We start from the raw sequence: 23,000 nt of genomic DNA on the forward strand, positions 1-23,000 counted from the left end.
CAAAGGCGCAAAGGGCGCCCGAAAAGGAAACTCAGCGACCCCAGCAATCCTTGGTGGTCAGGCCGGCCGTGGCATTGACCATCGCGCGCGCCCCCGTATTGGTGATAGTGAAATCACCGCACTTGTCATTGGCCATGCTGGTGCCAGGCTTGCGCACCGCCGTCAGCAAGAAGGTCTGGTCGGTCAGAGTCGGCGTGATGGTGTAGTAGTCATTTCCGGCGCTGAGACCCGGGACACCGCTATAGACGTTTTTCTGTGAATAGAAACGCTCGAGGATCTGCGCCTGCTCGGAAAGCAGACCGGCCACTTCGGTGCGGCGCCCCTTATTCAGATATTCGGTGAAGCTCGGCATAGCGATGGTCATGACAATCCCGATGATCGCAATCACGATCATGATTTCGATCAGGGTAAAACCGCGGTTGGATCTGTGCATGCCTCAACTCTCGCTTACTGTATTTGTCGCCACATGATGCGACGGCTGCCGCCGCCGGATTTTTCCACCAGCGTGGAGATACCGCCACTGGAATCGTTCACGATCTTGCGCGTCGCGTCATTGACGATGGCGTTCAAAGTCGGAATGCCGCCGGTAAAGACCACGCCGCTGGACAGCGTGTCAGTGCTGTCGATCACGGCGTCGCCATTACTGTCGAGCACCGCGTAATTGAGCATCTTACCGCTGAACGCATCGAGTTCGACCAGTTTGCCGCTACCAGAGCTGGCGCAAGGTTGCGTGGTATCCACGCTTGCCGTGGTGAAGACGATCCGCCCGAGCACCAGGCTGGCCTGGTTGAGTACACGCTCACCGGTCAGCGTGCTGTTATACAGCAGTGGCAAATACCAGCCCTTTTTCGCCGGGTAGGTCACCTCGTTCTGGCTGGTAGTGATCAACTGCCCCGAACTTCCCGAAAGCACCCCGGTCACCGCCTGAGCCTGCAGACTGGAGACGGTGATTTGTCCGCCCCCCCCCGTTCGCGTCCCACACCGCGTAGAACGCCTGCAGGTCCTTGTTGGTCTGGTCCGCCGTCTCGTTGAGTTTTCCCGTGCCGAAAAACACCATCTTGCCGCCCAGGACATTGTCCGCCAGCAATGGCTGTGCGGTGATTGGCTGGGTAGCGCCACCGGCTGTGGTAAACAACGGCTGGCCGGCAAACGCCAGGCCCCAGGCATCCGGGGTGGTGCCACTCAGGTCAAACTTCCAGAGCCGTCCCTTGAGATCGCCGCCATAGGCTGCCTGCACCACATTCTGCGAGTTCACCTCGAGTTTCACCGAAGACAAGCCATTAGTGGTTTCGCTGCTGTCGATCACGACCTTCCTGATCAGGCTGCCGTCACGAATGTCCACCACGTACAACGCCGCGACCCCTGAATTGCTGCCGTAGCCGTTGGCAATGAACGCCGCCCACCGCCCATCCGCCAAGCGTGCCACCTCCGGACGGGCGTAGGCATAACCCAGGTCATTGAACGCGTTCGCCGCACTGGCAGTGACCGGCGCGCTGATTTCCCACAAGGCCTTCATGACATTGCCCGCCGACGCGTCGAACAACTGCAGCGCATAGAAGGTTCGCCCGCCCGCCCCCGTTCCGCCCAGTGCGAGGGTTTTCCAGGCACTGTTGAGCTGAGCATCGAACACGCCCACCTGCCCATCCACCAGAAATTTGTGGCTGACGCCGTTGATGTAGGCACTATCGGCGATGTAACGCAAAGACGGCAGCACGCTGGAAGGCATGTAGGCGTAGCGCCGGGCACCGTTGCCGGTATTGACGACGCTGACGAAACCGTCGTTGGCGTTGACCACCAGACTGGCGCTCATGTTGACCGCCTTGATCGCCAGGTAAGCGCTGTAGCTGGTGTCCCCCGACAAGTCCGATGCGGTTTGATCCGAAGGTGCCGCCAGGACCAGCGGTGAATTGACGATATCGCCCAGCAACACACTGCGCGCCTTCAGGCCAGCCTTGTTGGTGCCCTTGCTCCACTCCACCAGATCGCTGCCCGTGATACCGCCGGGCAAGCCTTGGTCGAGAACGGCTTGCTGGGCCGTGGAAAAATTGGCGAAGGCCAATGGCACGACGCTGTTGCTCTGGTTGTTCCATGATTGATAGGTCGGTGCCGTAGCACCCGGCACGAGGGTGTTATCAGTGGACCACAGCACCGACGCCGTATTGACCGCGCCACTGGCGGTGAAACCGTAGGCCTTTATCGTGCCACGCCAGTCCTTGGGGTCGTAGCGGGTCTGGAAATAGTGGGTGGCGCTGGCGACACCACTGCCGCCGGAGCCGGCGGCGCACAACAAGGGCGTGTCCGAGGGCGTAAAGGCATCGGCGGGAGCTGCTATGAACAAGGCGAAAAAGACCCCGCTGAACAATCTCCAACGCTGCGTGCGGCTTTCAATATTTCGCATAAATGCTCTCCACCACACTGCGTGAGCTGCCCGCAATGCCCACGGCGGTGACCCGGTACAAGGTCACCGAGGTGTTACTCGGCACGTTCACCGCGGCCAGGCTGGTGCCTATGTTCTGCACCCCATAGAAGCCGGCGCCCGCCGCGATCCAGGTCACCCCCGAGGTGGAGTTGAACCCGGCCGCCTTGAGGGTGGACGATTCGGCAGGCGGTGCGCACCGCAAAGTGCCGCTGCACACCGGCAACGAATAGCTGTCGAGCTGAACAGCGCTTTCGCCTACGCGCAACACCGCTTCGGCAGCCTGGAATGACTGGTTGCGCAAGCTCAGGCTACCGGCCATTTTTTCCTGCAGCGTGGCGTTTTGCATCGACGAGATGCCAATCAGCGTCAGCAGCAACAGGAACACCAGGCTGACCAGCAGCGCCATGCCGCGCTGGCAACCAGGGGACACACGCACCGGCCCGCCCTTCATGGCAGACGGTTGCGCAAGGCGGCAACCACGTTGAAGGTTTGGTCGCTCACCCGGTGGTTCGGGTCGGTGAGGGTCAGGCTCAGGCGTACGCTACGGATACGCGCCGGGTCCGACGGGTTGCTGCTGTAAGTGGACACCGCCGAATCGGCGGCCGAGCTGGCGAGGCCGAAGCTCACGTCGAATGCACTGACGTTATCGACCAGCGTTTGTTCGAGTGGCTTTCCCCTGCCGACACCAAGGGTCAACTGACCGTCCTTCAAGCCGTAGATCATTCGCCGGATGGGAAACGCCAGTTGCCCTGTGGCTGGTGCGCGCAGGTCGGAGTAAGCCGTCGCGCTGCTTCGGCAATCGGAAACCACCGTCCAGGCCGGCTTGCCGCCATTGCTGCCGACGTCCGCCGTCACCAGGGTTAACTTGAGAGCTGCGTTATCCCAACTGATCGGTTTTATCTGGCTGGCAGCGAAATCACCCTCTTTGCTGGCATCGGTGATCGTCCCCAGGCAGCCGAACATGCCGACCATGCGGATTTCCTGGATCATCTTGCTCAGTACGAAGCGCGCGTCCTCCTGCATGGCCGCGGCGGCATTCTGGCTGATGTAGGTGTTTTTTGCGGCGATGAACACCTGCACCACACCCAGGACCACCACCAGGCTCAACGCCAGGGCAATCAGCAACTCGATCAGGCCGAATCCGCGATTGGAGCGGCTCATGGCGTGGCCACCGGGTCGGCGGTTGCGCGGCTTGTGAGGACGAAACTGCGCCTTGAGTTAGCGCTGTTGGCGGCCCGCGAGTCGTCCCAATTAATGGTGATGGTGTACACCCGCTGGTTCAGGGAGATACTGCCGGTCGCCGTGGCACCACCGAAATTGACGATGTTATGGGTGAAATCGTAGAGATCCTGGTCCCGGGCGACGTTGAGATTGCCCGCGGTCGGCGGTGTCACGGTGTAATCGGCGGCGGCATTGGCGCGAATGCGGTCCAGCATGTCGTAGGCGATAAAACTGGCCTGGCTGGTCATGCGCGCACTGTCAGTGTATTTCAAGGCATTCAATTGAACGGCGGCCGCGCCCAACAGCCCCACGCCCAGAATCAGCAACGCCACCAGCACTTCGATCAACGTCATGCCCTCCTGGGCATGCTTGCTCCATGGCCTCATCCGCAACTTCCACCCAATAGAATTCGTCCGTTCAAACACACATTCAGCATCCTGCTTTGCGTTCCGAGCACATAGCTGATCACCACTGCCGTGGAGGGTGACGACAGCCCGCCCAAATTGTTGAAATCGATGGCCGACACTCCCGAGGTTAGCGTCAGAGTCGCACCGCTGCTGATCGGTGGAACAACCCGCAATACATTCGCCGGGGTGCCCGTACCGTCATAGACCGACAACTCCCCTGTCCACACGCCCCCACCCGCCGTGGGTCGTACCCGAATGGTCACGCCGCGATCGATCGCTTCGAGTCGGGCGAAGTTGAGGCCACGTTGCAGGTCCCTTATCTCGGTGTCGGCCTTGGTGCTTTGCGACGAACGGATAAACGCCGGGACCACCAGGGTGATCAGGGCCAGGAAAATCGCCAACGCAACCAACAACTCGATCAACGTGAAACCTTTTGTACGATGATCCATCGTTGCTCTCTGCTGCCGTCGGCTATACCTGCTCCACGCGCTAGAACATTCCAGGGAGGAAAATCTCATGCGTGAGCAAGGTTTCAGTCTGATTGAATTGCTTATGGGACTCGCAATTCTCGGGATTGTTCTGCAACTGGTCAGTCCGGCATTCGCTGCGCTGACAGAATCGAAGCATCGCGAGGAAGCGGCGAAGTCACTGGCCAGCGGTCTGCGCAGTGCAAGGAGCGAGGCGGTATCGCGCGGTCAGGTCGTCGTCGTTCACGGCATAAACGATGACTGGAGCCAGGGCTGGCGAATTATCCTGGATGTCAGCGGCAAGGGGCACGAGGACCCTGACAATCCGCTGCTGACAGAGCGTCGCAGCGGAATTGGCGTGGCGATTTTCGGCAACCAGTATGTCAGGACTGCCGTACGATTCGGCCCAGGGGGTGAGCCGGTGTCCGGAGGTTTCCAGGCAGGGACATTGCATGTTTGCGCTGCACGCGAAGCGCAAAGCGAGCACCAGGTGGTGCTGGCCTCGAACGGTCGCATCAGCCTGCGCAGTGAAAAGACCACACAGGCGCTATGCGCAACCTGAAGGATCAGAGCAGCGAACGGACCCGGAGTTCTTTTGGCATGGAGAACGTGATGTTCTCTTCACGCCCGGCCAACTCATCGGCCCCGGTAGCACCCCAGGCCTGCAATTGCTGAATCACGCCGCGCACCAGGACTTCCGGAGCGGAAGCGCCAGCGGTGATACCGATCCGCTCGACACCGTCGAACCAGCTCTTGTCGAGGTCCTCGGCACCGTCGATCAGGTACGCCGGGGTTGCCATGCGTTCGGCCAGTTCACGCAGGCGATTGGAGTTGGAGCTGTTCGGGCTACCGACCACCAACACCACATCGCATTCGTCGGCCAATTGCTTGACCGCGTCCTGGCGGTTTTGCGTGGCGTAGCAGATGTCGTCCTTGCGCGGGCCGCCAATGGCCGGGAAACGCGTACGCAGGGCGTCGATGACGCGACTGGTATCGTCCATGGACAAGGTCGTCTGGGTGACGAACGCCAGTTTATCCGGGTTTTTCACCTGGAGTTCGGCGACGTCCTTTTCATCTTCGACCAGGTAGATCGCCCCACCGTTGCTGGCATCGTACTGGCCCATGGTGCCTTCGACTTCCGGGTGACCGGCGTGGCCGATGAGGATGCATTCACGTCCATCGCGGCTGTAGCGGGCGACTTCGATGTGCACCTTGGTGACCAGCGGACACGTGGCGTCGAACACTTTCAGGCCACGGCCGGCGGCTTCAGTACGGACGGCCTGGGACACGCCGTGGGCACTGAAGATCACGATCACATCGTCCGGCACCTGGTCCAACTCTTCGACGAAGATCGCCCCGCGGTTACGCAGGTCTTCGACGACGAACTTGTTGTGAACCACTTCGTGGCGCACATAGATCGGCGGCCCGAAAACCTCCAGGGCGCGATTGACGATTTCGATCGCCCGGTCCACACCGGCGCAGAAGCCACGGGGGTTGGCGAGTTTGATTTGCATGCTGTGCCTCGTGTCTTGCGCGCAAGAAATAGCGAAAACCGTGAAAAACAACTGTGGGGACGGGCTTGCTGTGGCGAGGGGATTTATCCCCGTTCGATTGCGAAGCAATCGTAGACCATTCAGCGCGTTCTCATTCAATAACGCGCTGACTGGATTCAAGGGCGCTTCGCACCCCAACGGGGATAAATCCCCTCGCCACAAAGGCTCGCTCCCACAAGTTACAGCGCTTTGACGGAGATGATTTCCACGTCAAAGGTCAGCGTCTTGCCTGCCAGTGGATGGTTGAAGTCGATGGTCACTTGCGTGTCATCGAACTCTTTGACCACACCCGGCAATTCAGTATTGGCCGCATCGTTGAAGATCACCAGCAAACCTGGCGACAGGTCCATATCCTGGAACTGTGAGCGCGGGATGATCTGCACGTTTTGCGGGTTGGGCTGGCCGAACGCGTTTTCCGGCTCGATGCTCAGGGTACGCTTGTCGCCCGCCTTGAAACCGAACAACGCCACTTCGAAACCTGGCAACAGGTTGCCGTCACCGACCTTGAAGGTCGCCGGGGCCTTGTCGAAGGTGCTATCCACCGTGTCGCCGTTCTCCAGGCGCAATGCGAAATGCAAGGTGACTTCCGTGTTCTGGCCGATGCGTTGCTCAGCCAATACCTGTTCAGTCATGAACGGTTTCTCCGGTCTTTTTACTTTTGAACATATCCAGTGCCAGCATTACAGCACCAACCGTGATTGCACTGTCGGCAAAGTTGAACGCCGGGAAATACCAGCGGTTCTGCCAATGCACCAGAATGAAATCGATCACATGGCCGAGGGCAATGCGGTCATATAGATTACCCAGCGCGCCACCCAGCACCAACGCCAGCGCGACAGCCAGCCAGGTTTCATTGCGTCCAAGACGCTTGAGCCAGACCACCAGCACCGCACTGACCGCGACCGCAATCAGGGCAAACAACCAGCGCTGCCAGCCGGAGCTGTCAGCCAGGAAGCTGAATGCCGCGCCGGTGTTGTAGGCCAGGGTCCAGCTGAAGTAATCGGGGATCACCACGATTTGCTGGTACATCTCCAGCGAGCCTTCGAAGTAGAACTTACTGGCCTGGTCGATGACCAGGACCAGCAAACTCAACCAGAGCCAGCCCAGCCGCCCAAAACGGCCAACGGCATTAGGCATAGTGGCGAACCTCGCCAGCGCCGCTGATGTTGTCGACGCAACGACCGCAGATTTCCGGATGCTCCGGATTCACGCCGACGTCTTCACGGCAATGCCAGCAACGGGCGCACTTGGCGAAGGCCGACTTGACGATTTTCAGCTTCAAGCCGCTGACCTCGGTAACTACCGCGTCCGCTGGCGCCTGAACAAAAGGTGCAACGCTGGCGGTGGAGGTGATCAGGACGAAACGCAGTTCGTTGCTCAGCTTGGTCAGGTCGGCGCTCAGCGCGTCTTCGGCGAACAGTGTCACTTCGGCTTGCAGGTTGCCACCGACGGCCTTGGCCGCGCGCTGGATTTCCATCTCTTTGTTGACCGCGACCTTCACTTCCATGATGCGGTCCCAGTAGGCGCGACCCAGCTCGAAGCCTTCCGGCAGTTCGCTCAGGCCTTCGTACCAGGTGTTGAGCATGACGGACTCGTTGCGCTCGCCCGGCAGGTATTGCCACAGCTCGTCGGCGGTAAACGCCAGGATCGGGGCGATCCAGCGCACCAGCGCTTCGGAGATGTGGAACAGCGCGGTCTGGCACGAACGACGGGCCTTGCTGTCGGCACCGGTGGTGTACTGGCGGTCCTTGATGATGTCCAGGTAGAAACCGCCCAGCTCCTGCACGCAGAAGTTGTGGATCTTCGAGTACACGTTCCAGAAGCGGTATTCACCGTAGTGCTCTTGCAGCTCACGTTGCAGCAGCAGGGTGCGGTCCACGGCCCAGCGGTCCAGTGCCAGCATTTCCTCGGCCGGCAGCAGGTCGGTGGCCGGGTTGAAGCCGGTCAGGTTCGAGAGCAGGAAACGCGCGGTGTTACGGATACGCCGGTAGGCGTCCGCACTGCGTTGCAGGATCTGCTCGGACACTGCCATTTCGCCGGAGTAGTCGGTAGAAGCGACCCACAGGCGCATGATATCGGCGCCCAGGGTGTCGTTGACTTTCTGCGGTGCAATGACGTTGCCCAACGACTTGGACATCTTGCGGCCGGACTCGTCAACGGTGAAACCGTGGGTCAGCAGCTCGCGATACGGCGCGTGGTTGTCGATGGCGCAACCGGTCAGCAGCGACGAATGGAACCAGCCGCGGTGCTGGTCCGAACCTTCCAGGTACAGGTCGGCGCGTGGACCGCTTTCGTGGCCCATCGGGTGCGAACCGCGCAGCACGTGCCAGTGGGTGGTACCCGAGTCGAACCAGACGTCCAGGGTGTCGCTGATCTTGTCGTACTGTGGCGCTTCATCGCCCAGCAACTCGGCGGCGTCCAGTTTGAACCAGGCCTCGATGCCTTCGACTTCGACGCGCTTGGCCACGATTTCCATCAGCTCGACGGTACGTGGGTGCAGTTCGCCGCTTTCCTTGTTCAGGAAGAACGGGATTGGCACGCCCCAGTTGCGCTGGCGAGAGATGCACCAGTCCGGACGGTTGGCGATCATCGAGTGCAGGCGCGCCTGGCCCCAGGCCGGTACGAACCGGGTCTCTTCGATGGCTTTTAGCGAGCGCTGGCGCAGGGTGTCGCCGGTGGTTGGCTGCTTGTCCATGCCGATGAACCACTGCGCTGTGGCACGGTAGATCAGCGGAGTCTTGTGGCGCCAGCAGTGCATGTAGCTGTGTTCGATGATGGTCGTGTGCAGCAGCGCACCCACTTCGGTCAGCTTGTCGACGATGGCCGGGTTGGCCTTCCAGATGAACTGGCCGCCGAAGAATTCCAGCGATGTCGCGTAGACGCCGTTGCTTTGTACCGGGTTGAGGATGTCATCGTTGACCATGCCGTATTTCTTGCAGGTCACGAAGTCGTCCACACCGTAGGCCGGGGCAGAGTGAACCACGCCAGTGCCGGCGCCCAGTTCGACATAGTCAGCCAGGTAGACAGGCGACAGGCGGTCGTAGAACGGGTGGCGGAAGTTGATCAGTTCCAGCGCCTTGCCCGAGGCAGTCGCGATAACCGAACCCTCCAGGCTGTAGCGTGCCAGGCATGACTCGACCAGTTCTTCAGCCAACACCAGCAGTTTGTCGCCGACATCGACCAGGGCGTAGTTGAATTCAGGGTGGACGTTCAGCGCCTGGTTGGCCGGGATGGTCCACGGGGTGGTGGTCCAGATCACGATCGAAGCAGGTTTGTCCAGCGAAGGCAGACCGAACGCGGCAGCCAGCTTGGCTTCATCGGCAATCGGGAATGCAACGTCGATGGTCGAGGACTTCTTGTTCTCGTACTCGACTTCCGCCTCGGCCAGGGCCGAACCGCAATCGAAGCACCAGTTCACAGGCTTGAGGCCCTTGAACACGAAACCGCCCTTGACGATTTCGGCGAGGGCACGGATTTCACCGGCCTCGTTCTTGAAGTCCATGGTCTTGTACGGGTTGGCGAAGTCGCCCAGCACGCCTAGACGGATGAATTCGGATTTCTGCCCTTCGATCTGCTCGGTGGCGTAGGCACGGCACAGTTCGCGGGTCTTGTCGGCGCCCAGGTTCTTGCCGTGGGTCACTTCAACCTTGTGCTCGATCGGCAGGCCATGGCAGTCCCAACCCGGAACATAAGGCGCATCGAAGCCCGACAGGGTCTTCGAACGAATGATCATGTCCTTGAGAATCTTGTTCAGTGCGTGACCGATGTGAATCGTGCCGTTGGCGTATGGAGGACCGTCATGCAGGACGAACTTCGGACGATCCTTGCCAATCTCACGCAACTTTCCGTACAGGCCAATGCTGTCCCAGCGCTGCAGAATCTGCGGTTCGCGCTGAGGCAGGCCGGCCTTCATTGGGAAGGCGGTGTCCGGAAGGTTTAGCGTGGCTTTATAGTCGGTCATTTAAGGCTCTTCATTAGCGATTGGCGCTAGGTGCGACAGGGCACGGGCGGCGGCGACATCCGCATTGATCGCCGTCTTAAGCGCCTCCAGAGAGGCGAAACGCTGCTCTTCACGCAGCTTTTGGTGGAAAACCACCGTCATACGCCGGTCATACAGATCGCCGGCAAAATCTAAAAGATGTACTTCGAGGTGGGCTCTGCCATCTCCCTGCACCGTGGGTCGAACGCCGATATTGGCGACGCCAGGCCAGGTCTTGCCATCCAGGTCGACACTGACCAGATAAACCCCGGTCAGCGGCACGCGACGCCGCTTGAGCTGGATATTGGCGGTGGGCGTACCCAACTGCCGGGCCAGCTTCTGGCCGTGCAACACGCGACCGGCGATCCGGTATGGACGGCCCAATAAACGCTCCGCGAGGGCGAAATCAGCAGCGGCCAGCGCATTACGCACCTGGGTGCTGCTGACGCGAATGCCATCGAGCTCGACAGTTTGCGCCGCTTCGACGGTGAAGCCCTGCATGACGCCGGCCTGTTGCAGGAAATCGAAATCCCCTGCCCGGTCACAGCCAAAACGGAAGTCGTCGCCGACTTCAAGGTGCTGCACGCCGAGACCGTCAACCAGGATGGTATCGACGAACTCACTGGCGCTGAGCTTGCTCAGGCGCTGGTTGAATGCCAGGCACAGGACTCGGTCGACCCCTTCGGCAGCCAACAGCTGCAGCTTGTCACGCAGCCGGGCCAGACGCGCTGGCGCCGTGTCAGGGGCGAAAAATTCCCGGGGCTGCGGCTCGAAAATAACCACGCAGCTGGGCACGCCCAACTCGAGCGCACGCTCGCGCAGCCGCGCCAGGATAGCCTGGTGGCCACGGTGTACACCGTCAAAGTTGCCAATAGTGGCGACACAGCCCCGATGCTGGGGGCGCAGATTGTGGAGGCCTCGAACCAGCTGCATAACGCGCTTCTTGCTCATAAAGTGGTCGATTATAACCACACCCGGCGGCCTACGACAGGCAACACCGTATCCCAAAGTAATCGAGCCGACAAAAATGCCGACTCGCCCATGTTTATCGAGGCCCTGACTTTAGCCAAGCGCCTTGCGATTGAAGTCGCGCAACCTGAAGCCCATCAACACTAACATGCCGAAATAAGCCACCACACCGGCGATGACCAAAGCGCCCAGGCGCAGGAACCGCTCAAGCATCTGCCCTTCGCCCCAGGCGGGCATGAAATGCATCCCCGCCAGCAGCACAGCGGACATCACCGTCACCGCGACCACCAGCTTGAAACCAAACTTCGCCCAACCCGGTTGCGGCTGGTACATCTGCTGCTTGCGCAGTTGATAGAACAGCAGCCCGGCATTCAGGCAGGCACCGGCACTGATGGCAAGCGCAAGGCCGGCATGGGCCAGCGGGCCGATCAAGAGCAGGTTGAACAACTGGGTGACCACCAGGGTGAAAATCGCGATTTTTACCGGCGTGCGGATGTTTTGTTGCGCATAAAAGCCCGGCGCCAGCACTTTGATCACGATAATCCCGAGCAAACCGACTGAATAGGCGATCAGCGCACGCTGGGTCATGGCCGCGTCATGGGCATCGAACTGACCGTACTGGAACAGTGAAACCGTCAGCGGCTCGGCCAGAATCCCCAACGCCAGCGCGCAAGGCAATACCAGCACGAAACACAGCCGCAGCCCCCAATCGAGGATTCGCGAATATTCCTGGCGGTCCTGGCTGGCATAGGTCTTGGCCAGGGTCGGCAGCAGAATCGTGCCCAATGCCACGCCCAGCACACCGGACGGCAACTCCATCAGGCGGTCGGCGTAGTACATCCAGGACACCGAGCCGGCAACCAGGAAGGAGGCAAAGATGGTGTTGATGATCAACGAGATTTGACTCACCGACACCCCGAGAATCGCCGGCAGCATCTGCTTCATCACCCGCCAGACGCCGCTGTCGCGCAAACTCAGGCGCGGCAGGACCAGCATGCCGATTTTTTTCAGGTGTGGCAGCTGGTAAAGCAACTGCGCCAGACCGCCCGCCAGCACCGCCCAGCCCAGCGCCATCACCGGCGGATCGAAGTACGGCGTCAGGAACAGCGCAAAGATAATCATGCTGACGTTCAGCAGGGTCGGCACAAACGCCGGAACAGAAAAGCGGTTCCAGGTGTTAAGGATCGCGCCAGCCAATGAGGACAGGGAAATCAGCAAGATGTACGGAAAGGTCACTCGCAGCAAGCTGGTGGTCAGCTCGAACTTCTCCGGCGTATTGGTGAAACCCGGCGCGGTCACCCAGATGACCCAGGGGGCGGCAAGCATGCCCAGCGCCGTGACGAGCGCCAGTACCAGTGTCAGCAGGCCAGAGACATAGGCAATGAAGGTTCGCGTCGCCTCATCGCCCTTCTGGCTTTTGTATTCGGCCAGAATCGGTACGAATGCCTGGGAAAACGCCCCTTCGGCAAAAATCCGCCGCAACAGGTTGGGCAATTTGAAGGCGATGAAAAAGGCGTCGGTCGCCATTCCCGCGCCGAATGCACGTGCGATAAGGGTGTCACGAACAAACCCCAGAACCCGGGAAAGCATCGTGATAGAGCTGACGGCGGCCAACGATTTGAGCAGATTCATTAAAAGAGTTCGTGCCTGTCGATAAACAGCAGGCGAACTACGCGCCTACTTATGCGATACTCCGCGCCGCAACAGCACAGAGCCAAAGCTCGCGAGTTTACAGGTCGCACGCTGGAAAGAAATATCCAGAGGTGTTGCACCTACCACTTAGCGGAACGTCTCAACCGCCCTTGACAAGACCTCAACTCATCGGCATGATTCGCGGCCTATTTTGTTTGCTATTTCCTAAAAAGTCTTTCGAGGAGCTCGACGGTGGCCAACTCACCTTCCGCCAAAAAACGTGCAAAACAGGCTGAGAAGCGTCGCAGCCACAACGCCAGCCTGCGTTCCATGGTTCGTACCTACATCAAGAATGTAGTTAAGGCCATCGACGCAAAAGACGCTGAAAAAGCTCAAGCTGCTTACGTTCTGGCTGTGCCAGTTATCGACCGTATGGCCGATAAAGGCATCATCCACAAGAACAAGGCTGCTCGTCATAAGAGCCGCCTGAATGGCCACGTAAAGGCCCTGAACGTTGCCGCTGCTGCCTAAGCGACTCGTTCATTAAAAAACCGACCTCAGGGTCGGTTTTTTATTGCCTGCGATTTGATGAACACACAAAACAATTGTGGGAGCGGGCTTGCTCGCGAAAGCGGCGCATCAGGCGACACCTGCATCGACTGACACTGCGCTTTCGCGAGCAAGCCCGCTCCCACACTTGGATTTTCGTTTACTTATTGAGCGTTCGCCCACGGCAAAATCGGGATCGCCGTCACCGCATTCTGCGGACTGCCCTCGATCAAGCGATCGCTATACACCAGATACACCAGCGTATTGCGTTTCTTGTCGAGGAATCGCACCACCTGCATGGTCTTGAACACCAGGGAAGTACGCTCCTTGAACACCTCGTCACCGTCCTTGAGCTCACCCTTGAAGCTGATGGGCCCGACCTGGCGACAGGCAATGGACGCCTCGGCACGATCCTCGGCCAATCCAAGCCCACCCTTCACACCCCCGGTCTTGGCGCGCGACAGGTAGCACGTCACACCCTCGACCTTGGGATCATCAAAGGCCTCGACCACGATGCGATCATTCGGGCCGACAAACTTGAACACCGTCGACACCTGGCCAATTTCCTCGGCCGACGCCAGCAGCGGCATCGCCAACAGCAACCCCAACAATCCTTTTGCCATGCGCATCAGGTATTCCTTCAGACCAGAATCAGGTTATCGCGATGAACCAGTTCCGGTTCCGCCATATAACCCAAGAGACCGACAATCGCTTCAGACGACTGACCGATGATTTTTTGTGCTTCCAGCGCACTGTAGTTGGCCAACCCACGGGCAATTTCACGACCGTCGGGCGCCACGCACACCACCATTTCGCCGCGCCGGAAGCTTCCCTGGACCAATTTGACCCCAACCGGCAGCAGGCTCTTGTTACCTTGGGACAACGCCGTCACCGCACCCGCGTCCAACACCAGGGTGCCACGGGTTTGCAGATGCCCGGCCAGCCACTGCTTGCGCGCCGCCAGCATGCCGCGTTCAGGCGAGAGCAAGGTGCCAATGCGCTCACCCGCCTTAAGACGATCCAGAACGCGCTCCAGACGACCACCCACGATGATCGTATGCGCACCGGACCGCGCCGCCAGGCGTGCCGCGCGCAGCTTGGTTTGCATGCCACCGCGCCCCAGCGCTCCGCCGGTACCGCCCGCCACCGCGTCGAGCGCCGGATCATCGGCACGCGCCTCGTAGATCAGCTGGGCATCTGGATTGTTGCGCGGATCGGCGTCGAACATGCCATCGCGATCCGTCAGGATCACCAGCAGGTCAGCCTCGACCAGATTGGCCACCAACGCCGCGAGGGTATCGTTGTCGCCGAAACGGATTTCGTCGGTGACCACGGTATCGTTCTCGTTGATCACCGGAATGACCTTCAACTCAACCAGCGCACGCAAGGTGCTGCGGGCGTTCAGGTAGCGCTTGCGGTCGGACAGGTCATCGTGCGTCAGGAGAATTTGCGCAGTGTGTCGACCATGCTCGGCAAAGCTCGACTCCCAGGCCTGCACCAAGCCCATCTGGCCGATTGCAGCAGCGGCCTGGAGCTCGTGCATCGCACTGGGTCGCGCGGTCCAGCCCAGACGGCTCATGCCGGCCGCCACCGCCCCGGAGGACACCAGCACCAGCTCGACACCCGCCTCATGCAAGGCCACCATCTGTTCAACCCAGACACCCATTGCCGCGCGATCCAGGCCCTTGCCGTCCGCTGTCAGCAAAGCGCTGCCGATCTTCACGACCCAACGCTGCGCACCTGTCACCTTGCTCCGCATCATCTTCAACCTTAGCTTGAGGGCAGCGCGACCTGGCACTGCCCGTGACGTTATTCGTGGTTATTCGTGACCAACGATCGATTTCCAGATACTAAAACGCCGCTCGATTGAGCGGCGCTTAAGTTTATCGCAACGAATCAGTCACGCACGTAAATGATTTCCGGACCGTCTTCGTCGTCCACGTCTTCTTCGTCCCAATCATCGTCGCCGATGTCGTGGACCGACTTCACGCCGCTACGACGCAAGGCACGCTGATCGTCCAGCGCCTGCAGCTGGGCACGGGCTTCGTCTTCGATGCGCTGATCGAGATCGGCCAGCTCTTCCTTGTAGGCCGGGTCGTTGGCCAGGCGATCGGCACGATCTTCCAGGTAACGCATGATGTCGTGACACAGACGCTCGGTGTTCTGCTTGGCGATAGCCGAGATCACGTAGACCGGACCGGTCCACTCCAGGCGATCGACGATTTCCTTGACCCGCTCATCGTGCTCTTCTTCAAGGATCTGGTCGCACTTGTTGAGGATCAGCCAACGATCACGCTCAGCCAGGGACGGACTGAACTTGGTCAACTCGTTGACGATGACCTCGGCAGCGTCCGGAGCACTGGTGTCATCCAGCGGAGCCATGTCGACGAGGTGCAGCAGCAGACGGGTACGCGACAAGTGCTTGAGGAAACGGATCCCCAGGCCGGCGCCGTCGGAAGCACCTTCAATCAGGCCCGGAATGTCCGCGACCACGAAGCTTTTCCAGCGATCGACGCTGACCACACCCAGGTTTGGCACCAGGGTGGTAAACGGATAGTCGGCGACTTTCGGCTTGGCAGCGGATACCGAACGGATAAAGGTACTTTTACCAGCGTTCGGCAAACCCAGCAGACCCACGTCCGCCAACACCTTCATTTCCAGCTTGAGGTCACGCTGCTCGCCCGGCTTGCCCGGCGTAGTCTGGCGTGGCGCACGGTTGGTACTGGATTTGAAACGGGTGTTACCCAAACCGTGCCAACCGCCATGTGCCACCAGCAGCTTCTGGCCGGCCTTGGTCAGGTCGCCGATTACTTCCTGGGTAGCGGAGTCGATCACCGTGGTGCCGACCGGTACGCGCAGCACCAGATCCTCACCCTTCTTGCCGGTGCAGTCGGTGCTGCCACCATTGGAGCCACGCTCGGCATCGAAGTGCCGGGTGTAACGATAGTCGACCAGGGTGTTGAGGTTTTCGTCGGCGATCATGTAGACCGAGCCGCCGTCGCCACCATCACCACCGTTCGGACCACCGTTTTCGATGAATTTTTCGCGACGGAAACTCATGCAGCCGTTACCGCCGTCGCCAGCCTTTACTCGGATCGATACTTCATCAACAAACTTCATAACAAAACGCCTCTCGCCATACGGACGAGCCGAAAAACACTAAGACATAAGACTCTTGCAAAAATGAGCGCAGCGACCTCAATCAACGACCGCTAAAAACCAGCGCCGGCAGCCCATACAAACAGTTTTGCAAGAGACTCACCCCACAAACGAAAAAGCCCCGTCGCGAGACAGGGCTTTTCCAGCGATCGCGCGATTAAGCCGCGACTACGCTCACGTAACGACGACCGAAGGCGCCTTTTACTTCGAACTTGATCACGCCTTCGACTTTAGCGAAGAGAGTGTGATCTTTACCCATGCCAACGCCGTAGCCAGCGTGGAATTGGGTGCCGCGCTGACGCACGATGATGTTGCCTGCTTTGATAGCCTGGCCGCCATACATCTTCACGCCAAGGCGTTTGGCTTCTGAGTCGCGACCGTTACGGGTACTACCACCAGCTTTTTTGTGTGCCATGAGTTCAATTCTCCTAGTGAGGAATTAGGCTGTAATTAAGCCTGAATACCGGTGATTTTGATCTCGGTGTACCACTGGCGGTGGCCCATACGCTTCATGTGGTGCTTACGGCGACGGAACTTGATGATGCGGACTTTATCGTGACGACCTTGGGAGATCACTTCAGCCACAACGGTAGCGCCAGCAACAACTGGAGCGCCGATATTCACGTCGTCACCGTTGGCAACCAACAGAACGCGATCAAAGGTAACGGATTCGCCGGTAGCGATTTCCAGTTTTTCGATCTTCAGGTATTCACCTGGGGCGACTTTGTACTGCTTGCCGCCAGTAACGATTACTGCATAAGACATGGTATTTCTCCGATAATCCTGCTCACCCAGCTCTTTATAAGAAGAGGTATTGGCTGGCATGGCTGCATGGGGCTGGAGGCCCGCTTGCAATTGCGTAAGGCAGGTGCTGCCCAGGAAGTTCAGGGTGCGCGATTGTACGCAAGGCACGAGCGCCTTGCAATAGGCCGTCCATCGCGCCTTGACACCTGCTGGCATGGGTCCTAGCATGCCGCGCAACCCTTCTGGAGCAACTGTCGCTGATGCAACCCCAAGCTTTCTACCGCGCGGTGGCGGACGATTTTAGCGCCGTCGACGGCATCATCAAGAAGCAGCTGACTTCCCGAGTGCCGCTGGTATCGAAAATCGGCGATTACATTACCTCGGCCGGCGGTAAACGCCTGCGTCCGTTACTGGTGCTGCTGTGTGGCAAGGCCCTTGGCCGCGAGGGCGACGACCTGCGCCTGCTGGCCGCCACCATCGAATTCCTGCACACCGCCACCCTGCTGCATGACGACGTCGTTGACATGTCGGGCATGCGCCGTGGCCGCTCGACGGCCAATGCCATGTGGGGCAACGCGCCGAGCGTGCTGGTGGGCGACTTCCTGTATTCGCGCTCCTTCGAAATGATGGTCGAGCTGGGCTCCATGCCGGTGATGAAGATCCTTTCGCAAGCCACGCGGATCATCGCCGAAGGCGAAGTGCTGCAGCTGTCGAAGGTCCGCGATGCCAGCACCACCGAAGAGACCTACATGGAGGTCATCCGCGGCAAGACCGCGATGCTCTTCGAAGCCTCGACCCACAGTGCGGCAGCCCTGGCCGGCGCGACACCCGAGCAGTGCGAAGCGTTGCGCACCTTCGGCGACCATCTGGGCGTGGCCTTCCAACTGGTCGACGACCTGCTGGACTACAAAGGCGACGCCGAGACCCTGGGCAAGAACGTCGGTGACGACCTGGCCGAAGGCAAGCCGACCCTGCCGCTGATCTACACCATGCGCGAAGGTACGCCGGAGCAGGCAGCCCTGGTGCGCAAGGCGATCCAGAAAGGCGGTATCGAAGACCTGGAAAACATCCGCGAAGCCGTGGAAGCCTCCGGCTCACTGGATTACACCGCCCAGCTGGCCCGCGACTATGTGGCCCGTGCGATCAAGTGCCTCGACGCGCTGCCCGCCAGCGAATACCGCGATGCACTGGTTGAGTTGAGCGAGTTTGCGGTCGCTCGCACACACTGATCTGCCCGTGTAGGAGCCGGCTTGCTGGCGATTGCATCACCACGGTGTTCCCGACACACCGAGTTGGATGCATCGCCAGCAAGCCGGCTCCTACAGGTCCCCCCCTCTCCCACCTAAAACCCTATATAATGTGCGCTTTTTAGCGATCCTGAATCCAAGGAGCCTTAGTGAGCACGTTGCCACCCTGCCCGAAATGCAATTGCGAATACACCTACGAAGACGGCACCCAGCTGATCTGCCCTGAGTGCGCCCACGAATGGTCCGCCAGCGGCGAAGCCGAAGCTGTGTCCGATGATGCGGTGAAAAAGGATTCGGTGGGCAATGTCCTGCAGGACGGTGACACCATCACCGTGATCAAGGACCTCAAGGTCAAGGGCACGTCGCTGGTGGTCAAGGTGGGCACCAAGGTCAAGAACATCCGCCTGTGCGATGGCGATCACGACATCGACTGCAAGATCGACGGCATCGGCCCGATGAAGCTCAAATCTGAATTCGTCAGAAAAGTCTGATTCAGCTGTACGCCACCTCGCGTCCTGACGCGGGGTGGCGCTTCACCCTCCCCCGCCTCGCCCAATGAATCCTCGCAATAGCCAAACGCCAGCCTTTTTGACCTTACGCAATCTTTACCCAGAAAAATCCCCAATCAGCCAATAGGCCCTTGCTATTTATTGAATAGGAATTATTCTCATTGAATCCAATCAATGGAGATGAGAACCCATGACTTATTTGATCGATGCCTGGCTGGACCGTCCACACCCCTACCTCAGGATCCTGCATCGGGAAACCGGGGAAGTCTGTGCAGTGCTGGAAGAGGAAGCCTTGAACGAACTGCAGGATCAGGGTGATCTGGACGTCAACGGCTTGAGTTCCAGCGAGCCGGTGGTGCTCAAAGAAGTGGTGCGCAACCTGTTTCTTTTTTGCTATGCCCGGGCATTGCGCCCGACCAATGAACTGCATCACAAGATAGAACTATGAGAAACGCAAACCCCTGTAGGAGCGAGCATGCTCGCTCCTACAGGGTCAGGTATTACAGAACGTCCAGCAGCTCGACGTCGAACACCAGGACGCTGTGCGGCGGAATGCTGCCAACGCCTTGAGCGCCGTAAGCCAGTTCGCTCGGCACGTACAGACGCCATTTGCTGCCGGCATTCATCAGTTGCAGGGCTTCGGTCCAGCCAGCGATCACGCCGCCGACCGGGAATTCCGCAGGCTCGCCGCGCTCGTAGGAGCTGTCGAACACGGTGCCGTCGATCAGGGTGCCGTGGTAGTGGGTACGCACGGTATCTTCACGGGAAGGCTTGGCGCCTTCACCGGCGGACAGTACTTCGAATTGCAGGCCGGAAGCCAGGGTGGTGATGCCGTCACGCTTGGCGTTTTCAGCCAGGAAGGCCAGGCCTTCGCCAGCGGCCGCTTCAGCCTTGGCTGCCGCTTCGGCCTGCATGATTTCGCGAATTACCTTGAAGCTCGCAGACATTTCTTCCTGGCCAACACGGCTTGGCTTACCGGCAAACGCGTCGGTCAGGCCTGCCAGGATCGCGTCCAGGCTAACGCCCGGTGGCGGGTTGTCGCGCAGCTGGTCGCCCAGCTGACGGCCGATGCCGTAGCTGACGCGGGTTTCGTCGGTGGACAGATTTACTTCGGACATGACACTGCTCCGCTGTGCGGACGGCTCGGGAACTGGCCGTGCGTGCACAGCGCGTCCCGGAGCGCCCGGAACCAAAAGGGCCAGCAGACTAGCACAGATGTCATGCCATTGATGAGGGACGTCAGGCGATCGGCACCTTCAGGTTTTCCTCCACATCGGCGACCAGCCCGCACATCTCGTCATGCACGACGGTGTGCACAAGGTTGAAGTGCAACTTGGGAAAGGAGCGCAGCACCTCGCGTGCATGTTCCACCGAGCGCAACTGCATCGTATGACCTGGCGCATCGCTCAATGGATACGCCGCTCCGTGCATACGCGCCTCAAGCAGGTAAATGCCTCCTTCCATGGAGATCAGGTTCAACTCATCGACCTTCCCGGCGACGGCATAGGCATTCAACTCTTGCAGGTTCATGAACGCACCTCACGCAGTGACGAGCCAACACCCTTACAGGGATATGCCTCGGCGCATCAAAGCACAAGCCATTAACGACGCCGCCCGTCTGTTTTGCAACAGACGGGCGGCGCGGAACAACAGGGCAGCCGTTGTTTAGTGCTTGGTCACTTTATCCAGGTAACCCATGGCAAATGCCGACACCACAAAGGTCATGTGAATGATGACGTACCACTGCAAATGCTCGGGATCGACGTTCTTGGCGTCCATGAAGATACGCAGCAGGTGGATCGACGAGATCGCCACGATCGACGCGGCCACCTTCATTTTCAGCGACGACGAGTCCATGGTGCCCAACCAGTTGAGCTTCTCCTTGCTGTCGTCGATGTCCAGTTGAGATACGAAGTTCTCGTAGCCGGAAATCATCACCATCACCAGCAAACCGCCTACCAGCGCCATGTCAATGAGCGACAGCAACACCAGGATCAGGTCCGATTCGGCCATCGAGAAGACGTTGGGGATAACGTGGAAGACTTCCTGGAAGAATTTCAGTGCCAGTGCCAACAGCCCGAGGGACAAGCCGAAGTAGATCGGCGCCAACAGCCAGCGCGAGGCGTACATTGCATTTTCGATAAAGCGTTCCATTGAATCTCACAGGCGGACTTGAAATGGCCGCGAGTATAACAGCCGTCCGTAATACCCAGAAACCATTGGGAAATCCGCTACCTGCGTGTGTGTGTCAAATTTTTTCTGCTAGTGTCCAAACCATTGACAGCAAAATGACATCGGACAGGAAGACTGGAAATGGATGGGCGATTGCCATTAACGAGTGCCGGGATCTTCATGGCCCTGCTGATCAGCGCCTGCTCGCCCAGCGACGAGAAACGCCAGGTCAGCCTCGAGGAAAAGACTGCGCAGTTCGAGAAGTCCCTGGATGCCATCGAGGACCCGAAACTCAAGGATGCGGTGGCCGAACTGGGCGGTTCGCTGTTGTTGCTTGAGCGCGCGCAACTCAAGCTCGACAGCAAGCCCGTGGAAACCGAATACGGTGAAGACGCCCTCGCCGTGCTCAAGCACTACCCAACGCCACAGGCCCTGGTTGACACGTACATCAATGGCCTGTTCGTCCTGCACAAGGACTCCAGCTCCGACTACCTGACGGACCTGCAACCGGTGTTTCCCTTCAACTTCAGCATCCCGGCGGCGTTTCTGTTTCCCCATGGCCTGCAATGGCAGTCGGTCACCCTGAGCAACAAACGGGTCATCGCCTTCCAGCCGGAATGGTCGGAAACCGACCCAGGCATTCAGTTGAGCCCATCGAGCTCCAACGTGACCAACCCTGACGACTTGACCGTGACCTATCCGTTCATTGAAGGACTGGACGTCGATATCAAGAATCAGCCACAACCGGTGAGCCTGCAAGGCAAGGTGGAAGTCATTGCACCGCGCCGGCTCTACAGCTTTGACCTGACGAAAAAGGACATCGGCCAGACCCGCACCAACGACAACTTGAGCGTCACCTTGGTGAAACTTGCGGACAACTTCGCCGAAATCGAGTTCAGCAACAGCGAGCCGCCAGCCCCCGAGATTGCTGAAACACCGTTGAATCCGCTGATTGTCCAGGCCCGGGACGCCACCGGGCAGTTTCTGTCGCGCTCAGGCTCGATCAATGAGAATGCCGCGCAAATTGCCTTCTACCAGAAACAACTGGCGAAGCTGCAGCAACAGAAGCTCTGGAGCGAGTCGCTGGAAAAACAGCTCAATGAAGAGCAGCGAACTTTCGAAAAACAACAGAAACGCCACTACTCCAAGGTGTATTTCAACGGGACCATCGAAACCCTTGAAGTCAGCCTGCTGGATTTCTCCGGCGTTACGGTGACTCGCAAGGACCTGGACCTGCCGGTACGCCGCTTCGACCGCCATACCACGGCGAAAACCATCCAGCCGCTGAGCTTGCCGGTGGTGGTCTACGACGACAATGCCCCGACCTGGCTCAAAGGCGCGACCTTGACCCCTGAACAGTTGAAAAAAGGCGTCAGGATCAATCAATCGGTCGAGGATCCCAGCGCTGCGCGCGTCGAGTTCACTCACCTGCTCAGCTTCAATGATGAATTGCTCGGTAGCTCTTTCAACCCGGGCGATAGTCCGGTCAGCTTCTTCACCGAAGACAGCAGCGGCAAGCGCGATGGGTCGATCGAATTGCCACCAGAGGCGTATGAGGTCGACCCCTTGGGCGGCACGATCACCTACGACCTGAACCTGTTTCCACAGACACCCGCCTTTGTGGTTGGCTCCATCCCGCTATTTCTGGCCACTGTCGAAAAGCAGATGTTCGATGCCCATCAATTGCCCAAGGGTCTTGAACTCAAGGGCAATGCACTGGTGGTGGATTCGAAAGTGTTTCCCGATCAGGACTGGCGCTTTTTTGCCAAGGATGACAGCGGCAATTACCTGAAGGAAATTCTTGCGGTCAGCCATGACGCGAGCACAGAAGGCCCCGCGTTATTCGCCGTGCATTACTTCTACGGTCAACCCACGCGCCTGGAAACCTATCAACGAACTGACCTCGCCACCGTGCAATATGGTTTTGAGGTCAAGCTCGACAAGGCTGACATGTCCAGCCAGGCCCAATAGCG

Annotated in this window: 25 protein-coding genes and 1 pseudogene; 6 read left to right on the forward strand and 20 right to left on the reverse strand. The window is 59.3% G+C overall.

What is annotated here, in order from left to right:
* Positions 1 to 31: 31 nt before the first annotated feature.
* From CGA21_RS13305 to CGA21_RS13330, 6 genes and pseudogenes are all read right to left on the reverse strand, one after another.
* Positions 32 to 433 (reverse strand): type IV pilin protein, encoded by a 402-nt coding sequence (locus CGA21_RS13305; RefSeq protein ID WP_110751061.1) that lies wholly within the window; start codon positions 431 to 433, stop codon positions 32 to 34.
* A 14-nt stretch (positions 434 to 447) separates the two neighbouring features.
* Positions 448 to 2,281, reverse strand: a pseudogene (locus CGA21_RS13310) (pilus assembly protein); the annotation flags it as partial.
* A 103-nt stretch (positions 2,282 to 2,384) separates the two neighbouring features.
* Complete coding sequence (locus CGA21_RS13315) at positions 2,385 to 2,870, reverse strand: PilX N-terminal domain-containing pilus assembly protein (protein WP_188264332.1); 486 nt, start codon at positions 2,868 to 2,870, stop codon at positions 2,385 to 2,387.
* A complete protein-coding gene (locus tag CGA21_RS13320) occupies positions 2,867 to 3,580 on the reverse strand; it encodes a prepilin-type N-terminal cleavage/methylation domain-containing protein (RefSeq protein WP_188264333.1) in 714 nt (237 codons plus the stop codon). The genes CGA21_RS13315 and CGA21_RS13320 overlap by 4 nt, the downstream gene beginning before the upstream one ends.
* Complete coding sequence (gene pilV, locus CGA21_RS13325) at positions 3,577 to 4,026, reverse strand: type IV pilus modification protein PilV (protein ID WP_188264334.1); 450 nt, start codon at positions 4,024 to 4,026, stop codon at positions 3,577 to 3,579. Before pilV ends, CGA21_RS13320 begins: the two co-directional genes overlap by 4 nt.
* Positions 4,023 to 4,496 carry a GspH/FimT family pseudopilin gene (locus tag CGA21_RS13330; RefSeq protein WP_110751052.1) on the reverse strand — a complete coding sequence of 158 codons (474 nt, stop codon included), beginning with the start codon at positions 4,494 to 4,496 and terminating at the stop codon, positions 4,023 to 4,025. Before CGA21_RS13330 ends, pilV begins: the two co-directional genes overlap by 4 nt.
* 67 nt (positions 4,497 to 4,563) lie before the next feature.
* On the opposite strand from CGA21_RS13330, the gene CGA21_RS13335 reads away from it, so the two are divergent.
* Positions 4,564 to 5,076, forward strand: coding sequence for a GspH/FimT family pseudopilin (locus CGA21_RS13335; protein ID WP_110751050.1), 513 nt, complete (start codon positions 4,564 to 4,566; stop codon positions 5,074 to 5,076).
* 4 nt (positions 5,077 to 5,080) lie between these two features.
* Here CGA21_RS13335 and ispH read toward each other — a convergent pair whose 3' ends face one another.
* From ispH to murJ, 6 genes are all read right to left on the reverse strand, one after another.
* The gene (ispH, locus tag CGA21_RS13340) at positions 5,081 to 6,028 is read right to left on the reverse strand and encodes a 4-hydroxy-3-methylbut-2-enyl diphosphate reductase (protein WP_110751047.1); all 948 of its coding nucleotides are present in this window, start codon (positions 6,026 to 6,028) and stop codon (positions 5,081 to 5,083) included.
* A 218-nt stretch (positions 6,029 to 6,246) separates the two neighbouring features.
* Positions 6,247 to 6,684 (reverse strand): FKBP-type peptidyl-prolyl cis-trans isomerase, encoded by a 438-nt coding sequence (fkpB, locus tag CGA21_RS13345; RefSeq protein ID WP_173667185.1) that lies wholly within the window; start codon positions 6,682 to 6,684, stop codon positions 6,247 to 6,249.
* A gap of 7 nt (positions 6,685 to 6,691) precedes the next feature.
* Positions 6,692 to 7,204, reverse strand: a complete 513-nt coding sequence (gene lspA, locus CGA21_RS13350) for a signal peptidase II (RefSeq protein ID WP_110751045.1) — start codon at positions 7,202 to 7,204, stop codon at positions 6,692 to 6,694.
* Positions 7,197 to 10,028 (reverse strand): isoleucine--tRNA ligase, encoded by a 2,832-nt coding sequence (gene ileS, locus CGA21_RS13355; RefSeq protein WP_188264335.1) that lies wholly within the window; start codon positions 10,026 to 10,028, stop codon positions 7,197 to 7,199. Before ileS ends, lspA begins: the two co-directional genes overlap by 8 nt.
* On the reverse strand, positions 10,029 to 10,979 hold the full coding sequence (ribF, locus tag CGA21_RS13360; protein ID WP_177411635.1) for a bifunctional riboflavin kinase/FAD synthetase: 951 nt from the start codon (positions 10,977 to 10,979) through the stop codon (positions 10,029 to 10,031). It lies immediately after the preceding gene.
* Positions 10,980 to 11,108: 129 nt separating this feature from the next.
* Positions 11,109 to 12,647: a murein biosynthesis integral membrane protein MurJ gene (murJ, locus tag CGA21_RS13365; protein WP_020798645.1), complete on the reverse strand. Its 1,539-nt coding sequence runs from the start codon at positions 12,645 to 12,647 to the stop codon at positions 11,109 to 11,111.
* Positions 12,648 to 12,899: 252 nt separating this feature from the next.
* On the opposite strand from murJ, the gene rpsT reads away from it, so the two are divergent.
* Positions 12,900 to 13,178: a 30S ribosomal protein S20 gene (gene rpsT, locus CGA21_RS13370; RefSeq protein WP_020798646.1), complete on the forward strand. Its 279-nt coding sequence runs from the start codon at positions 12,900 to 12,902 to the stop codon at positions 13,176 to 13,178.
* 182 nt (positions 13,179 to 13,360) lie between these two features.
* Here the strand turns inward: rpsT and CGA21_RS13375 are convergent, their stop codons facing one another.
* The 5 genes from CGA21_RS13375 to rplU form a co-directional block, all read right to left on the reverse strand.
* Complete coding sequence (locus tag CGA21_RS13375) at positions 13,361 to 13,825, reverse strand: CreA family protein (protein WP_188264336.1); 465 nt, start codon at positions 13,823 to 13,825, stop codon at positions 13,361 to 13,363.
* An 11-nt stretch (positions 13,826 to 13,836) separates the two neighbouring features.
* Positions 13,837 to 14,955, reverse strand: a complete 1,119-nt coding sequence (gene proB / locus CGA21_RS13380; RefSeq protein ID WP_033041014.1) for a glutamate 5-kinase — start codon at positions 14,953 to 14,955, stop codon at positions 13,837 to 13,839.
* A 137-nt stretch (positions 14,956 to 15,092) separates the two neighbouring features.
* Positions 15,093 to 16,316, reverse strand: coding sequence for an Obg family GTPase CgtA (gene cgtA / locus CGA21_RS13385; protein ID WP_020798650.1), 1,224 nt, complete (start codon positions 16,314 to 16,316; stop codon positions 15,093 to 15,095).
* 196 nt (positions 16,317 to 16,512) lie between these two features.
* Entirely contained in the window at positions 16,513 to 16,770 is a 258-nt protein-coding gene (rpmA, locus tag CGA21_RS13390) for a 50S ribosomal protein L27 (protein WP_003281574.1), read from the reverse strand.
* 35 nt (positions 16,771 to 16,805) lie between these two features.
* Complete coding sequence (gene rplU, locus CGA21_RS13395) at positions 16,806 to 17,120, reverse strand: 50S ribosomal protein L21 (protein WP_003176051.1); 315 nt, start codon at positions 17,118 to 17,120, stop codon at positions 16,806 to 16,808.
* Between the two features lie 239 nt (positions 17,121 to 17,359).
* Between rplU and CGA21_RS13400 the strand changes: the two genes are divergently transcribed.
* The 3 genes from CGA21_RS13400 to CGA21_RS13410 all read left to right on the forward strand — a co-directional run bounded on the left by CGA21_RS13400 (position 17,360) and on the right by CGA21_RS13410 (position 19,303).
* On the forward strand, positions 17,360 to 18,328 hold the full coding sequence (locus CGA21_RS13400) for a polyprenyl synthetase family protein (RefSeq protein ID WP_020798652.1): 969 nt from the start codon (positions 17,360 to 17,362) through the stop codon (positions 18,326 to 18,328).
* A gap of 167 nt (positions 18,329 to 18,495) precedes the next feature.
* Entirely contained in the window at positions 18,496 to 18,837 is a 342-nt protein-coding gene (locus CGA21_RS13405; RefSeq protein WP_110751037.1) for a zinc ribbon domain-containing protein YjdM, read from the forward strand.
* A gap of 208 nt (positions 18,838 to 19,045) precedes the next feature.
* Complete coding sequence (locus tag CGA21_RS13410) at positions 19,046 to 19,303, forward strand: hypothetical protein (RefSeq protein ID WP_020798654.1); 258 nt, start codon at positions 19,046 to 19,048, stop codon at positions 19,301 to 19,303.
* Positions 19,304 to 19,355: 52 nt separating this feature from the next.
* Here CGA21_RS13410 and CGA21_RS13415 read toward each other — a convergent pair whose 3' ends face one another.
* The 3 genes from CGA21_RS13415 to CGA21_RS13425 all read right to left on the reverse strand — a co-directional run bounded on the left by CGA21_RS13415 (position 19,356) and on the right by CGA21_RS13425 (position 21,009).
* Positions 19,356 to 19,973, reverse strand: a complete 618-nt coding sequence (locus CGA21_RS13415; RefSeq protein ID WP_020798655.1) for an FKBP-type peptidyl-prolyl cis-trans isomerase — start codon at positions 19,971 to 19,973, stop codon at positions 19,356 to 19,358.
* Positions 19,974 to 20,094: 121 nt separating this feature from the next.
* The gene (locus tag CGA21_RS13420) at positions 20,095 to 20,385 is read right to left on the reverse strand and encodes a DUF6482 family protein (RefSeq protein WP_020798656.1); all 291 of its coding nucleotides are present in this window, start codon (positions 20,383 to 20,385) and stop codon (positions 20,095 to 20,097) included.
* Between the two features lie 135 nt (positions 20,386 to 20,520).
* Entirely contained in the window at positions 20,521 to 21,009 is a 489-nt protein-coding gene (locus CGA21_RS13425) for a TIGR00645 family protein (protein ID WP_007970904.1), read from the reverse strand.
* 159 nt (positions 21,010 to 21,168) lie between these two features.
* Between CGA21_RS13425 and CGA21_RS13430 the strand changes: the two genes are divergently transcribed.
* Complete coding sequence (locus tag CGA21_RS13430; protein ID WP_188264337.1) at positions 21,169 to 22,998, forward strand: hypothetical protein; 1,830 nt, start codon at positions 21,169 to 21,171, stop codon at positions 22,996 to 22,998.
* Positions 22,999 to 23,000: the final 2 nt, after the last annotated feature.

It is taken from the genome of Pseudomonas sp. PSB11, from assembly GCF_014596605.1.
Taxonomy (GTDB): domain Bacteria; phylum Pseudomonadota; class Gammaproteobacteria; order Pseudomonadales; family Pseudomonadaceae; genus Aquipseudomonas; species Aquipseudomonas umsongensis.

Coding starts and splice junctions, on each gene's coding strand:
- CGA21_RS13305 (WP_110751061.1), bottom strand. CDS start 433: ATGCACAGATCCAACCGCGGTTTTACCCTGATCGAAATCATGATCGTG.
- CGA21_RS13315 (WP_188264332.1), bottom strand. CDS start 2,870: ATGAAGGGCGGGCCGGTGCGTGTGTCCCCTGGTTGCCAGCGCGGCATG.
- CGA21_RS13320 (WP_188264333.1), bottom strand. CDS start 3,580: ATGAGCCGCTCCAATCGCGGATTCGGCCTGATCGAGTTGCTGATTGCC.
- pilV (WP_188264334.1), bottom strand. CDS start 4,026: ATGAGGCCATGGAGCAAGCATGCCCAGGAGGGCATGACGTTGATCGAA.
- CGA21_RS13330 (WP_110751052.1), bottom strand. CDS start 4,496: ATGGATCATCGTACAAAAGGTTTCACGTTGATCGAGTTGTTGGTTGCG.
- CGA21_RS13335 (WP_110751050.1), top strand. CDS start 4,564: ATGCGTGAGCAAGGTTTCAGTCTGATTGAATTGCTTATGGGACTCGCA.
- ispH (WP_110751047.1), bottom strand. CDS start 6,028: ATGCAAATCAAACTCGCCAACCCCCGTGGCTTCTGCGCCGGTGTGGAC.
- lspA (WP_110751045.1), bottom strand. CDS start 7,204: ATGCCTAATGCCGTTGGCCGTTTTGGGCGGCTGGGCTGGCTCTGGTTG.
- ileS (WP_188264335.1), bottom strand. CDS start 10,028: ATGACCGACTATAAAGCCACGCTAAACCTTCCGGACACCGCCTTCCCA.
- ribF (WP_177411635.1), bottom strand. CDS start 10,979: ATGCAGCTGGTTCGAGGCCTCCACAATCTGCGCCCCCAGCATCGGGGC.
- murJ (WP_020798645.1), bottom strand. CDS start 12,647: ATGAATCTGCTCAAATCGTTGGCCGCCGTCAGCTCTATCACGATGCTT.
- CGA21_RS13375 (WP_188264336.1), bottom strand. CDS start 13,825: ATGCGCATGGCAAAAGGATTGTTGGGGTTGCTGTTGGCGATGCCGCTG.
- proB (WP_033041014.1), bottom strand. CDS start 14,955: ATGCGGAGCAAGGTGACAGGTGCGCAGCGTTGGGTCGTGAAGATCGGC.
- cgtA (WP_020798650.1), bottom strand. CDS start 16,316: ATGAAGTTTGTTGATGAAGTATCGATCCGAGTAAAGGCTGGCGACGGC.
- rpmA (WP_003281574.1), bottom strand. CDS start 16,770: ATGGCACACAAAAAAGCTGGTGGTAGTACCCGTAACGGTCGCGACTCA.
- rplU (WP_003176051.1), bottom strand. CDS start 17,120: ATGTCTTATGCAGTAATCGTTACTGGCGGCAAGCAGTACAAAGTCGCC.
- CGA21_RS13400 (WP_020798652.1), top strand. CDS start 17,360: ATGCAACCCCAAGCTTTCTACCGCGCGGTGGCGGACGATTTTAGCGCC.
- CGA21_RS13410 (WP_020798654.1), top strand. CDS start 19,046: ATGACTTATTTGATCGATGCCTGGCTGGACCGTCCACACCCCTACCTC.
- CGA21_RS13415 (WP_020798655.1), bottom strand. CDS start 19,973: ATGTCCGAAGTAAATCTGTCCACCGACGAAACCCGCGTCAGCTACGGC.
- CGA21_RS13420 (WP_020798656.1), bottom strand. CDS start 20,385: ATGAACCTGCAAGAGTTGAATGCCTATGCCGTCGCCGGGAAGGTCGAT.
- CGA21_RS13425 (WP_007970904.1), bottom strand. CDS start 21,009: ATGGAACGCTTTATCGAAAATGCAATGTACGCCTCGCGCTGGCTGTTG.
- CGA21_RS13430 (WP_188264337.1), top strand. CDS start 21,169: ATGGATGGGCGATTGCCATTAACGAGTGCCGGGATCTTCATGGCCCTG.